This is a genomic window from Raineyella sp. LH-20 (assembly GCF_033110965.1).
Lineage (GTDB): Bacteria > Actinomycetota > Actinomycetes > Propionibacteriales > Propionibacteriaceae > Raineyella.
Genome location: NZ_CP137003.1, coordinates 1652975 through 1666370, shown reverse-complemented (window position 1 = coordinate 1666370; position 13396 = coordinate 1652975). Strand labels below are relative to the sequence as shown.

At 70.2% G+C, this 13396-nt stretch carries 7 protein-coding genes and 2 CRISPR repeat arrays (1 of these 9 only partly in view); of the genes, 4 read left to right on the top strand and 3 right to left on the bottom strand.

The window, feature by feature from the left end; all coding sequences use genetic code 11:
* A CRISPR array of direct repeats spans positions 1–2523; the repeat unit is 36 nt; unit sequence GCCGTCCCGGTCATTCTGGCCGGGCTTCATTGCGGG (it extends 7906 nt beyond the left edge of the window).
* Positions 2524–2582: 59 nt separating this feature from the next.
* Positions 2583–3890 carry an ISL3 family transposase gene (locus tag R0146_RS07230; protein WP_317689725.1) on the bottom strand — a complete coding sequence of 436 codons (1308 nt, stop codon included), beginning with the start codon at positions 3888–3890 and terminating at the stop codon, positions 2583–2585.
* A gap of 183 nt (positions 3891–4073) precedes the next feature.
* Positions 4074–6876: direct repeats of the CRISPR family, unit length 36 nt; unit sequence GCCGTCCCGGTCATTCTGGCCGGGCTTCATTGCGGG.
* 22 nt (positions 6877–6898) lie between these two features.
* On the bottom strand, positions 6899–7810 hold the full coding sequence (locus R0146_RS07225; protein WP_317692189.1) for a LysR family transcriptional regulator: 912 nt from the start codon (positions 7808–7810) through the stop codon (positions 6899–6901).
* A gap of 287 nt (positions 7811–8097) precedes the next feature.
* On the opposite strand from R0146_RS07225, the gene R0146_RS07220 reads away from it, so the two are divergent.
* The 4 genes from R0146_RS07220 to R0146_RS07205 all read left to right on the top strand — a co-directional run bounded on the left by R0146_RS07220 (position 8098) and on the right by R0146_RS07205 (position 11885).
* Positions 8098–8571 (top strand): hypothetical protein, encoded by a 474-nt coding sequence (locus tag R0146_RS07220; protein WP_317692187.1) that lies wholly within the window; start codon positions 8098–8100, stop codon positions 8569–8571.
* Positions 8571–9437 carry a DODA-type extradiol aromatic ring-opening family dioxygenase gene (locus R0146_RS07215; protein ID WP_317692186.1) on the top strand — a complete coding sequence of 289 codons (867 nt, stop codon included), beginning with the start codon at positions 8571–8573 and terminating at the stop codon, positions 9435–9437. Before R0146_RS07220 ends, R0146_RS07215 begins: the two co-directional genes overlap by 1 nt.
* Before the next feature lie 79 nt (positions 9438–9516).
* On the top strand, positions 9517–10566 hold the full coding sequence (locus R0146_RS07210) for an amidohydrolase family protein (RefSeq protein ID WP_317692185.1): 1050 nt from the start codon (positions 9517–9519) through the stop codon (positions 10564–10566).
* A 188-nt stretch (positions 10567–10754) separates the two neighbouring features.
* Positions 10755–11885, top strand: coding sequence for a 6-phosphofructokinase (locus tag R0146_RS07205; protein ID WP_317692184.1), 1131 nt, complete (start codon positions 10755–10757; stop codon positions 11883–11885).
* Between the two features lie 97 nt (positions 11886–11982).
* On the opposite strand, the gene R0146_RS07200 is transcribed toward R0146_RS07205, so the two are convergent.
* On the bottom strand, positions 11983–13248 hold the full coding sequence (locus R0146_RS07200; RefSeq protein ID WP_317692183.1) for an MFS transporter: 1266 nt from the start codon (positions 13246–13248) through the stop codon (positions 11983–11985).
* Positions 13249–13396 lie beyond the last annotated feature (148 nt).

The following is a 13396-nucleotide window of genomic DNA, read 5'->3' as shown; positions in this document are numbered from 1 at the left end:
CCGGTCATTCTGGCCGGGCTTCATTGCGGGCTCTGGTACTCGATGATCCCGAGCTGCATGCACTCGGCCGTCCCGGTCATTCTGGCCGGGCTTCATTGCGGGGTAGTAGTGCGCGTAATAGCAGCCATCACGCTCCAAGCCGTCCCGGTCATTCTGGCCGGGCTTCATTGCGGGCTAGTAACCGTACTAGTTGCATTAGATACAGGTGATAGCCGTCCCGGTCATTCTGGCCGGGCTTCATTGCGGGACCATGCCCGGGGCGACGGTGGGCGGGAACTCGACGGGCCGTCCCGGTCATTCTGGCCGGGCTTCATTGCGGGCGGTTGGCCCCGGGGCGGTTCCCCGTGCTTGTGACACGCCGTCCCGGTCATTCTGGCCGGGCTTCATTGCGGGACCGTCGACGACGCGCGTGAGGCGCTGGCCGGGGCGCTGCCGTCCCGGTCATTCTGGCCGGGCTTCATTGCGGGGAATGTCTCCCACGTCGCGCCGACGTAGGTTCGGGCCCGCCGTCCCGGTCATTCTGGCCGGGCTTCATTGCGGGCAGAGGATCATAGAGTCGTCCGATTCGCTGATTACGCCGTCCCGGTCATTCTGGCCGGGCTTCATTGCGGGGACTGGCACGGCCCCGAGGTGACGGCCGCCATGCGCGGCCGTCCCGGTCATTCTGGCCGGGCTTCATTGCGGGGCGCAGGGCGACACCAATCATCCGTCATACGCCGGGCAGCCGTCCCGGTCATTCTGGCCGGGCTTCATTGCGGGCGCCGGCCGAGCTCGACGACCACTACCGCAACCACCCGCCGTCCCGGTCATTCTGGCCGGGCTTCATTGCGGGCCGGACCTGGCCGCGTACGACCAGTGGGCCGGCGTGGCCGTCCCGGTCATTCTGGCCGGGCTTCATTGCGGGACGTTGTACGCCCGCCCGGCGAAGTCGCGGTACCAGACGGAGCCGTCCCGGTCATTCTGGCCGGGCTTCATTGCGGGGGCCGTGGAAGGGCTGTCGCGGGTCGTGGGGACTCGGGGCCGTCCCGGTCATTCTGGCCGGGCTTCATTGCGGGAGGACCTCCAAGTTGACAACCGACCCGGTGACACTGTGCCGTCCCGGTCATTCTGGCCGGGCTTCATTGCGGGCTTCGGTTACGGGGTTGCCTGCGCCGACGGCGTGGGCGCCGTCCCGGTCATTCTGGCCGGGCTTCATTGCGGGAGCGAAGCCCAGATCGGCGCGTACGCCGCGGCGGTCGCCGTCCCGGTCATTCTGGCCGGGCTTCATTGCGGGGAGAAGCACTTCGCCGGGCTCGGCATCACCACTGCCCTGCCGTCCCGGTCATTCTGGCCGGGCTTCATTGCGGGTGGTCACCACCCCGGCGCCGACCGGCCCGTCGGTGGCGGCCGTCCCGGTCATTCTGGCCGGGCTTCATTGCGGGGGATCGCTGTAGGAGCGCTGGTCGGAGGCCTCGCCGTGCCGTCCCGGTCATTCTGGCTGGGCTTCATTGCGGGTGGTGCGGCTTGGGTGGCGTGGTTGTCGCACCAGCCGGGCCGTCCCGGTCATTCTGGCCGGGCTTCATTGCGGGCGGACAACTCCGGGATGTCCCCGATTCTAACCCTTAGCCGTCCCGGTCATTCTGGCCGGGCTTCATTGCGGGCTCCCGGACGAGTGGCTGAACATCGCGGCCGGTACTGGCCGTCCCGGTCATTCTGGCCGGGCTTCATTGCGGGTTTACCTAGATGTCTCGAACTGGATCAGCCTTCCACAGCGCCGTCCCGGTCATTCTGGCCGGGCTTCATTGCGGGACCGGGACGTCGCACGGCCTGCCGTCCTTCCAGTCGCCGTCCCGGTCATTCTGGCCGGGCTTCATTGCGGGACCGATAAGGCGGGCCGGAACTGGCAGCTCGGCTCCTGCCGTCCCGGTCATTCTGGCCGGGCTTCATTGCGGGCACCATGCCGTCACTGCTGCTGCCTCCGATGCTGGAGTAGCCGTCCCGGTCATTCTGGCCGGGCTTCATTGCGGGTCCAGGGAGCCGAGGACGAGCCACGGCAGGACGAGCGCGCCGTCCCGGTCATTCTGGCCGGGCTTCATTGCGGGAACGCGAAGAACGACGCGCTGCGTCAGGCCAAGACGCCGTCCCGGTCATTCTGGCCGGGCTTCATTGCGGGGGGACGCAGGCGCTCACCAACGGCAACCTGGAGACCCGTGCCGTCCCGGTCATTCTGGCCGGGCTTCATTGCGGGTGGGTGGTCCAGTCGGTGAGCATCTGGCGGGTGACCGCCGTCCCGGTCATTCTGGCCGGGCTTCATTGCGGGCTCCGACACGCCTCGCGTGCCGTGCGCGGACTGCCTCGCCGTCCCGGTCATTCTGGCCGGGCTTCATTGCGGGGGGGGGGGAGTCTCGGGGAGCTGCCTGATTCCTCTACGCGCCGCCGTCCCGGTCATTCTGGCCGGGCTTCATTGCGGGGAGGTAGCGGGTGGCGGCCGGGTAGTGGTCGTGGGCCGCCGTCCCGGTCATTCTGGCCGGGCTTCATTGCGGGCCGTCGATGGTCAGCCACACGCCGGCCGGGCTGTTGCCGTCCCGGTCATTCTGGGCTCTTCATAATCCGGGGTGTAGGTGGGGTCTGAATCCGCCGGCTTCGAGCAGGCAGCGGGCGATGTAGTTGGTGAGGTTGCGGAAGCCGAGGGCTGATCCTCGCAGGTGTTCCAGCCGACCATTGATGGCCTCGGTGGGGCCGTTGCTGGTGCCCGGGCGCTCGAAGTAGGCCAGGACGTCGGCGGCGCGCTTCTTCATCGTGCGGCCGAGGGTGATGATCTCGATCAGCGAACCGGGGACGCCGCTGCTGATGGCCTCGATCACGGCCTGCATACGGGTGCGGCCCTGGCCGGGGTCGGGGTCGCGGTAGGCCGCGATCATCCGCTGGTAGATGGCCCAGGTGGCCTCGACCTCGACGTGCTCATCGCCGGCGAACAGGGCCTGGATGCGTGTCTTCTGTTTGTCGGTGAGCAGGTCGATGCCGGTGTGCAGGGTCCGTCGGGCCGAGTAGAGCGGGTCGCCGGCCCGGCCGCGGTGACCGTGGAGGGCCTGCTGGACCCGGCGCCGGCAGGTATCGAGAGCCTCGGCGGCCAGGCGGACCACGTGGAAGGGATCCATCACGGCGATCGCGTCGGGCAGTTCCTCGCTGGTGGCGGTCTTGAACCCGCTGAAGCCGTCCATAGCGACAACCTCCACCCGGTCGCGCCAGTCCTGGTCCTGTTCGGCGAGCCAGGCCTTGAACGCCTGCTTGGAGCGGCCCTCGACCATGTCGAGCAGGCGAGCGGGACCAGTTCCGTCGCGGACCGGGGTGAGGTCGATGATCACGGTGACGTACTTGTCGCCGCGACGGGTGTGGCGCCACACGTGCTCATCGACCCCGATCGCCCGCACCCCGTCGAGGCGGGCCGGATCGGCGATCAGGACACGGCGTCCTTCGGCCAGGACCGCGGTATTCGCGGTGTTCCACGAGACCCTCAGTCCTTCGGCGACCCGTGCCATGGACAGGTGTTGGCAGACGATCCCGACCAGGGCCCACCGCAGTCCTGCACGGGAGATCTTGGCCCGCGGCTGGGCCGCCTTGGTGGTGTCCTGGCGCCACACGTGGCCACACTCGGTGCAGCGGTAGCGCCGAACGGTGACCAGCAGCGTGGTGGGGCGCCACCCGAACGGCTCGTGCGCCAACCGCCGCAGGACCGTATCGCGCGCCACGCCCTGACAGCCGCACCGCCCACACCAGTCGTCGGGCTCGACGACCCGGCAGGCCAGAACCGTGTGGTCGGACTTCAGGAGCTGGGCGGTGACTTCCAGGCCGAGGTCGTTCAGGCGAGTGAAGGTGGTCAGGTCGGGGCATGTGAAGGTAGCGTCAGGCACGTCGAGGTCTTCTGGATGGGCTGTGTGAGAACTCCCATCTTCGGAAGGCCTCGACCCCTCTCCGGCCCCGACGCGCCGCCCAGCCTCAAGCAGCCCCTACACCCTCAACTGCGAAGAGCCTCATTCTGGCCGGGCTTCATTGCGGGGATTTCCAACGCGATCAACGGGGCCCGCAACGCCGTGGCCGTCCCGGTCATTCTGGCCGGGCTTCATTGCGGGGAGGGCGATGACGGCGTGTGGTTGTGCCCCGATCAGGCCGTCCCGGTCATTCTGGCCGGGCTTCATTGCGGGATCAACGTCCAGGGCGATCTCGCCATCACGCCGGGCGAGCCGTCCCGGTCATTCTGGCCGGGCTTCATTGCGGGACCGGAGACTCGTCCGACGACAGCGCGTACACGTACGGCCGTCCCGGTCATTCTGGCCGGGCTTCATTGCGGGTAGGTGGACGACACGGTCCGCCAAAGCATCATAGGGGGGCCGTCCCGGTCATTCTGGCCGGGCTTCATTGCGGGAGACGGCCTGTCGTCAGGAGCTGCAACGGCGTCGGCGCCGTCCCGGTCATTCTGGCCGGGCTTCATTGCGGGTCCCGGTCGCCAGGCAGAATGTTGCGCGGCGTTCCCGCCGTCCCGGTCATTCTGGCCGGGCTTCATTGCGGGATCAACGTCCAGGGCGACCTCGCCGTCTCGCCGGGCGAGCCGTCCCGGTCATTCTGGCCGGGCTTCATTGCGGGGTACACGCTCCGCGCCGGGTACAAGGGCGATGCGCTCGCCGTCCCGGTCATTCTGGCCGGGCTTCATTGCGGGGTCCGTCTGGGCCGGATCACTGAGGGGATCGCGGCAAGGCCGTCCCGGTCATTCTGGCCGGGCTTCATTGCGGGACCCCCGACAAGCGCAACGGCCACGTCGTCTACTCGGCCGTCCCGGTCATTCTGGCCGGGCTTCATTGCGGGGAGCAGGCCGCCACGCCGGCAACTGACGACCTGGAGGCCGTCCCGGTCATTCTGGCCGGGCTTCATTGCGGGGCCACTGACGCCGTCGGATTGGCCGGCCTGGTTGCGCCGTCCCGGTCATTCTGGCCGGGCTTCATTGCGGGCAGCGGCCCCCAAACGGGTGTCCCGTCGACGACGTGCCGTCCCGGTCATTCTGGCCGGGCTTCATTGCGGGTCTTCGCCGCCCTCTCCACCTCCGCGGCCGCCGCGACGCCGTCCCGGTCATTCTGGCCGGGCTTCATTGCGGGCCGCCGATCAGCGGGTCCTTGTCGCTGCCGGCGATGAAGCCGTCCCGGTCATTCTGGCCGGGCTTCATTGCGGGCTGTCGTCCTCCGACGGGCCGGTGCACCCGCTGGTCAGGCCGTCCCTGTCATTCTGGCCGGGCTTCATTGCGGGCTGTCGTCCTCCGACGGGCCGGTGCACCCGCTGGTCAGGCCGTCCCTGTCATTCTGGCCGGGCTTCATTGCGGGCTTGAGCCAGGTCTTTGACCTCGGCAAGACCTTGACGACGCCGTCCCGGTCATTCTGGCCGGGCTTCATTGCGGGGAGGCGCGCGGGATCGTCGTGAGCGGCAGCGTTGCCGGCCGTCCCGGTCATTCTGGCCGGGCTTCATTGCGGGCTCCAGGGCATCCTGTGGGCGGCCCAGGACAGCAAGGGCCGTCCCGGTCATTCTGGCCGGGCTTCATTGCGGGTACAACGCCTACGCTCTCGAGGTACGCGGGATCCTGCCGTCCCGGTCATTCTGGCCGGGCTTCATTGCGGGGTGGTCCCGGTCGACAGCCACTTCCGAGCCCCAAGCGGCCGTCCCGGTCATTCTGGCCGGGCTTCATTGCGGGTCCCATTGGGACGACGACGGTGAGCCGGTCGGGAAGCGGCCGTCCCGGTCATTCTGGCCGGGCTTCATTGCGGGACCGCCACCGAGACGTCGGGCGCGATCCTGGAGCTGCCGTCCCGGTCATTCTGGCCGGGCTTCATTGCGGGACGTGTTGGCCACGGTGCGGTTGCTGTTGTGTCGTTGCCGTCCCGGTCATTCTGGCCGGGCTTCATTGCGGGGAGGATGTCGGTCCACTCCGTCAGCGGCCTCCAGAGCGGGCCGTCCCGGTCATTCTGGCCGGGCTTCATTGCGGGGGTGAATGGGTGGCCGCTGAGGGCGCCGTGTTCGCCGGCCGTCCCGGTCATTCTGGCCGGGCTTCATTGCGGGCGCATGCTCGAGCCGTCGGAGTTGGCTGCCGGGCAGGCCGTCCCGGTCATTCTGGCCGGGCTTCATTGCGGGACGTGAAACATCGGCCGACACGGAAGCGGAACGTTGCCGTCCCGGTCATTCTGGCCGGGCTTCATTGCGGGAGCCCACCGATCGCTCCGGTCAGCCCCTGGACTCGGTCGTCCCGGTCATTCTGGCCGGGCTTCATTGCGGGACCGAGGCCCAGGCCCAGGCGGTGAAGGTCAACACCGTGTCGTCCCGGTCATTCTGGCCGGGCTTCATTGCGGGGGCTCCGCGTACGGCACGCAGCGCTCATGGATCCGCGGTCGTCCCGGTCATTCTGGCCGGGCTTCATTGCGGGTGGTACGACGCCCAGACGACCGAGGGGGCACCCGAGACGTCGTCCCGGTCATTCTGGCCGGGCTTCATTGCGGGTCGGGCTGGGATCAACTCCTGGGCTGGGACCACGGAGGTCGTCCCGGTCATTCTGGCGGGGCTTCATTGCGGGAGTCCGCCGGCCATCGTCCTCGCCACCGCCGAACCAGTCGTCCCGGTCATTCTGGCCGGGCTTCATTGCGGGCCCTCGCTGGGCGAGCTGTGGCTCATCGATCATGGTCGTCCCGGTCATTCTGGCCGGGCTTCATTGCGGGTCGAGACGTGGGACGACACCAAACACGTTGTCCCCGCCGTCGTCCCGGTCATTCTGGCCGGGCTTCATTGCGGGCGTCCCATGCCGGGCGGCCTTGTCGCGGTGGCCCGGCGGTCGTCCCGGTCATTCTGGCCGGGCTTCAGGATGACCAGTTCGTCCCATATCCGCCTTTCACCCCAATGGCTCCCACCGCGGCAACGACGACCGCAGTGCCTCCAACGCGATCCCGCGCAACCACGCCTGCCCCCGCGACAGCGTCGACTCCATCCGGGTGTACGCCGCGGTCGGCGGGCTCGGCACCCGCCACGGCAGGGCATGGATGGCCAGGTCGTGACTACGCGCGAACCGTTCCGCGAAGTACCGCGGCAGCAGGCCCACCAGGTCGGTGACCTCGACCACCGACGGCACCGCCGCGTAGCTGTCCACGACCAAGTAGACCCGGTCGGCCAGACCGTGTTCGTCCACCGCCTCACGCAGGTGGGCGTGTCCAGCCCGCCCTGCCACCTCGACCAGCCGGCGTGATCGCAGCCCCTCCTCGCCGGGTGCCAACGGGTGCCCTGCCCCGGTGACAGCGACGTACTCCACGTCGTAGAAGGGCTCCCGCCACAGCCGCTCGGTGGGCAGCACGGTCATCGTGAGGGCGAGATCCACCACGCCGCGCACCAACCCCTCCTCCACCGAACCGATGTCCAGCGGCGTGACCCGCAGCCGCACCCGGGGCGCCTGCCGCCCGAACGCCGCGGCGATCGCGGGGAGCCACGACACCTCCCCCATCGACGACAGCGCCACGACGAACTCACCGCCCAGCAACGACGGATCGAAGGGGCCCGTGGTCAGCGCGGTGACCTGCTCGATGCGCGACAGCGGTTCCCGCAGCGCGTCGTACAGCAGTGCCGCCCTAGCCGTCGGCACCAACGTGTTGCCGGCCCGCCGGAACAGCTCGTCGCCGAACCTGCGCCGCAGTCGGCCGAGCGTGTAACTGACCGTCGGCTGCGACACGTGCAGCCGTTCGGCCGTCGCCGTGACGCTGCGGGTCTCGTAGAGCATCAGCAGCGTACGCAACGAGTTGAGATCCTCCGCCACACATAGAGGATATCTATATGCCCACCATCCAATATCTATTGGCTCTGGTGACGTACGTCACTTAGCCTCATCACAGGCCGGACCGCACGGACAGCGCTCCGGGGAGCACACACGCGACGCCCAGGAGACCATCGGACGGGGCCATGCCCTACCAACGACCATGCCCTACCGACGACCATGCCCTACTGACGACCACGCCTCACGGCCGACCAGACCTCACCGACGAGGAGCCCCATGACCAACTCACCCCGGCGCCGACCGGCGCTTCCCCGCGCGGAGGCGGACCGATGAGCCGCTACCAGCTGCAGCAGTGCCTGTTCGACCATCTGCGCCGGCTCGAGGAGCCGGACACGACCGCCCGCCCCGACCAGGCGCGCGTCGAGGGCTACGACCTCACCGACGCGGAGCGTACGGCCCTCACCGCCGGCGACGTGGCCGCCTTCCACACCCACGCGGTGCACCCCGTGCTGATCAACGCCTACTGCCGGGCCAACGGCTGGAAGCGGGCCGACTACCGCGTGCTCTTCCCGGCCGGCTCCGACGTCGTCACCGGCGAGACCCGCTGGCAAGGATTCGGCTCCCGGGCCGACGGCCGTCTGGACGCCTACGGCCGCTTCCACCTCGGGCAGCCCGTGGCCGCCGCGCCCGCCGCCACTGCTCCGGTCAGCACCCCGGGCACCGTCAGCGCCCCGGCCACCGTCACCGTCCCGACCACCACCGACCCGAGCCGGACCGCCAGCTCCCACCCCCAGGAGGCATGATGGCCGAGATCGTGCTGGGCTACTCGGCGTCGCACGCGCCGATGATGTCGGCCAATCCCGAGTCCGCGCCGCCGGCGATGCGCGAGCGGTTCTTCGCCGCGCTCGACGACGTCCGCCACCGCGTCGAGGCCTCCGGGGCGCAGGCCGTGGTGCTGCTGTCCGGAGAGCATTTCACCAACTTCTTCCTCGACAACCTGCCGCAGCTCTGCGTCGGTGTCGGCGAGACCCACCTCGGCCCGGTGGAGAAGTGGCTGGGCATCCCGCGGACCATCGTCCCCGGGGCCCCGGGGCTGGCCGAGGCGATCCTGACCGGGACGATGGAGCGCGGCGTCCTGCCGTCGCTGTCGCACCGCCTCACCGTCGATCACGGCTTCATGACCGTCTACCACGCACTGTCGCCCGCCGCCGATCTGCCGCTGGTCCCCATCGTGATGAACTGCACCACCCCGCCGCTGATGACGCTGCGCCAGGCGTACGACGTCGGCACCGCACTCGGCGAGGCGATCCGGGCGTACGACGGCCTGGAGCGGGTCGCGGTGGTGGGCGCCGGCGGCCTGTCGCACTTCGTCGGCGAACCACGCGTCGGCGACATCGACGAGGACTTCGACCTGTGGTTCCTGCGCCAGCTCGAGCTCGGCTGCCCGCCGGAGTTGCTCGACCTCGGCAACGAGGAACTGCTGCTGGCCGGCAACGGCACCGGCGAGGTCCGCGCCTGGGTGGCCTGTTCCGCGGCGATGCCCGGGGCGCGGACGACCGCGCTGGACTACGAGCCGATCGGTGAGTGGATCAACGGCATGGGCGTCGTCCTGCACGAACCCGTCGGCCACCAGGATTCCCCGGCCCCGGCCAGCATCTTCGTCCCCTGACCGACCACCGACGCACGGTGTCCTCCACCGTGCGTCGACCGCGCGTCTCATCACCCGTCCGTACGGCCCAAGGAGCCCCATGACCGACCCCGCGCGCCCCGCCCCGGCGCCCCCCGGCCGCCCCACTGCCCCGGTGATCGACGTCCACGCCCACGCGATGCCACTGCCGGTGCTGCAGTGGTTGGCCGCGGAGGGCCTGTGCGACCTGTCCCGTGCCGATGACCACATCGTCGTCCTCGACCCGAAGATCTCCGGAGTCGGTCCGGGCGCCCCGCTGCCGCTGGCCCGGTCGATGCACGACCCGGCCGAGCGGCTGCGCGAAATGGACGCCACCGGTGTCGACGTCGAGCTGGTGTCGCTGCCGCCGTTCCTCTTCGCCACCCAGAGCCAGGACCAAGACCTCGTCGCGCAGGTGATCCGGCGCGGCAACGACGCCCTGGCCGCCTACTGTGCCGCGGCGCCGGGCCGCCTGCTGCCGCTCGGCGCGGTGCCGCTGGGCTGGCCCGGCGCGGCAGAGGAGGCCCGCCGGTGCCTGGACGCCCTCGGCTTCGCCGGCATCGCCATCGGCTCACAAGGCGCCGGCCGCGACCTCGACGACCCGGTGAACAGCCCGCTGTGGCAGCTGCTCAGCGAGCGCGGCACCTTCGTCTTCCTGCATCCGTCCGGGATGCCCGCGCCGGCGCGGATGAAGGACTACTGGTTCCCGCAGCTCCTCGGCTACCCGATGGACACCGCGCTCGCGACGGCCCGCCTGGCGTTCAGCGGAGTGCTGGAGCGTACGCCGCTGACCCTCTGCCTGGCGCACGGCGGCGGCTGCCTCGGCGACCTGCGCAGCCGGCTCGACATGGGCTGGGACCGCAAGCCGGTCGCGCACACCACCGCGGTGCCGCCGTCGCAGCTGTTCGACCGGCTCTACTACGACACGGCCGTCTTCAGCCCCGACGCGCTGCGCCACCTCGTCGACACCGTCGGTGCCGACCATGTCCTGCTCGGCACCGACCACCCGTTCGACCTGGCCGAGAAGGACCCGGTCGGCTTCGTCGGCTCGGCCGGACTGGGAGCGGCGGAGGTCACCGCGATCCTCGGCGCGACAGCGGCCGGTCTGCTGGGGCGTACGACTCCCGCGTGACGTACGCCGGGGCGTCGGGGGGCTCCCGGGTGGACCGGTCCGGGGCGTACGACTCCCGCGTGACGCTCGACCCCACATGACGTACGCCCCGGTCCGTGTCGTACGACCAGGACATGACCTACGCCGAGCCCCGCCTCGGCGTACGCCGCTGCCGTTAGGCTGTGGAGGATGAGCGTGAGGAGGATCCGATGAGCAAGCAGAAGCGGCGGGTGGGGGTGCTGACGGCCGGCGGCGACAGCCCCGGCCTCAACGCAGCGATCCGGGGATTCGGCAAGGCGGCCATCGGCCACCACGGCATGGAGGTGATCGGCTTCCGCGACGGCATCCGCGGCCTGGCGGACAATCGCCTCCTCGATCTGGACTCGGTGGCGTTGTCCGGCATCCTCACCACCGGCGGCACCATCCTCGGCACCTCCCGGGACAAGCCGCACAAGATGAAGATCGGCGACGAGGTCGTCGACATGGTGCCCACCATCGTCGACAACTACGAGAAGGACGGGCTCGCCGCGCTGGTGTGCATCGGCGGCGGCGGGACGGCCAAGAACGCCCTGCGGCTGGCCAAGGCCGGGCTGAACATCATCCATCTGCCCAAGACGATCGACAACGACATCGCCCACACCGAGACCAGCTTCGGTTTCTCCACCGCGCTGGGCATCGCGACCGAGGCGATCGACCGGCTGCACTCGACCGCCCACTCGCACCACCGGATCATCGTGGTGGAGACGATGGGCCACAAGGCGGGCTGGCTGGCGCTGGGAGCCGGGATCGCCGGCGGCGCCGACATCATTCTGCTGCCGGAGATCCCCTACACCATCGAGTCGGTCGCGGCCTCCATCCAGGAGCGGGCCGCCGGCGGCCACAACTTCTCCGTGGTCGCGATCGCCGAGGGTGCCCGCGACATCAAGCGCACCGCCGACCTGGCCGCCGCCGAGGCGCTGATCCGCAGCGCGTCCACCCCGGAGGCGAAGGCCGCCGCCAAGAGTCACCTCAACGCCGTGGTCGCCGCCCACCGCAGCAACGCCTTCGACCTGGCCGAGGCGCTCGAGGCGGCGACCGGGCTGGAGTCGCGGGTCACCGTGCTGGGCTACGTCCAACGCGGCGGCACCCCGGACGCCGAGGACCGGCTGCTGGGCACGCTGCTCGGCGGGGCCGGTGCCGGGCTGGTGGCCGAGGGACACTTCGGGGTGACGGTCGCGGCCCAGGGGCAGGCGGCCGTGCCGGTGCCGTTGGAGGACGTCGCCGGCAACCTCAAGACGGTGCCGCTCGACCATCCCTGGCTGCTGGCCGCCCGGCACGTCGGCACCTGCATGGGCGACTGATCCGCCTGCTGGGGAGGTGACTGACCGGCCGACCTGCTGGCACCGGCGGGGCGACGGACGTACCCGCGCGCGCTTGCAGCGACCGCCGGCGGACAGATCAGGCGGCCGGGCCCGGCCCCTCCGCCGGCACGCTGCGGTCCCGCAGCGCAGCGACGACGGCGGCGATCATCACCACGATCGCCGCCAGCACCACCAGGAACGACGGGCCCCAGGCATCGAGGTGGTCGTGCACCCACCCCATCACCACCGGGCCGGTCGCGGCCACCGAGTAGCCGATCGTCTGCACCATGGCGGTCAGCCGCCGGTTGTCGTCCACGGTGCGGGTGCGGCGTACGACGATGACGAAGACCAGGGTGAAGAACGCTCCCTGGGACAGACCGCCCACCACGCTCCACACCACCCACCCCGCGGGAGCGAGCACGATGCCGACCGGCAGCGCCGCCCAGCCGACGCCGGTGAGCAGGGCCGTACGGGTGAGTGACCAGTGACGGCCGTCGACCAGCCAGGAGGTCGCGAACGGGCCGACGATGCCGGCCGCCTGGAAGATCGCCGCACCCACACCCGCCGACCCGGCACTCATCTGCCGCAGATCCACCAGCGCCAACGGCAGCCAGGAGGTCACCGCGTAGTAGGCCAGCGTGTGGCCGGAGAACGCCGCGGCCAGCAGCCAGGCGAGTGGCCAGCGCCGCAGCGCCGGACCCGGGCCCGCCGTACGCAGCGCGGCGCGGCCCTCGCGGACGGTCTGCGCCGGTGTCTCCAGGCCGAGGTGCCGGCGGAAGACCCCTCGGGCACCGCGCACGCCGGGCGGATAGACGACCAGCCAGACGGCCAGGGCGACACCACCGATGACCGTCCCCCACAGTGCCGACGACCGTTGCCAGCCGACGAACGCCGCCACCGGGACCGCGGTCGCGGTGGCGACGGTCACCGCGATGTTGATGGTCGCCGAGTAGGCGCCGGTGAGCAGGGCGGCGCGGCGGCGGTACTGGCGGCTGATCAGCATCGGCACGCCGAGGTTGCCGATGGTCAGTCCGAGCCCGATCAGCACCGTGCCGGCGTAGAGCCCGACGATCGTGCCGTCGACCCGCACCAGCGAGCCGACGACGACGGCGGCCAGACCCCAGGCGACACCGTGGTTGATCCCCAGCCAGTGCACCAGCTGCGAGACCGCCGGGGTGACCAGGCCGAAACACAGCACCGGGATGCTGGTCAGCAGCGCCGCCTGCACCGTGCCCAGATGCAGCGCGGACTGGAACTGCGGCAGCAACGGCGGCACCACTGCCACCGGCGCACGCAACACCAGGGCCAGCAGCAGCATGGCGCCGACCGGGACCAGTCCCCAGATCCGTCCCCGGCGTGACATAGTGACCACAACCCCTCTTTGTTCGGACAAATGAGAGTCTAGGGTGCAGGATCGCGACAGGACTCGGGGGGCCACGACAGGATGGCGACGACCCGAGCAGGACTCAGGGAAGGCCATGTCGTACCCGTATACCCCACCGGGGTATATG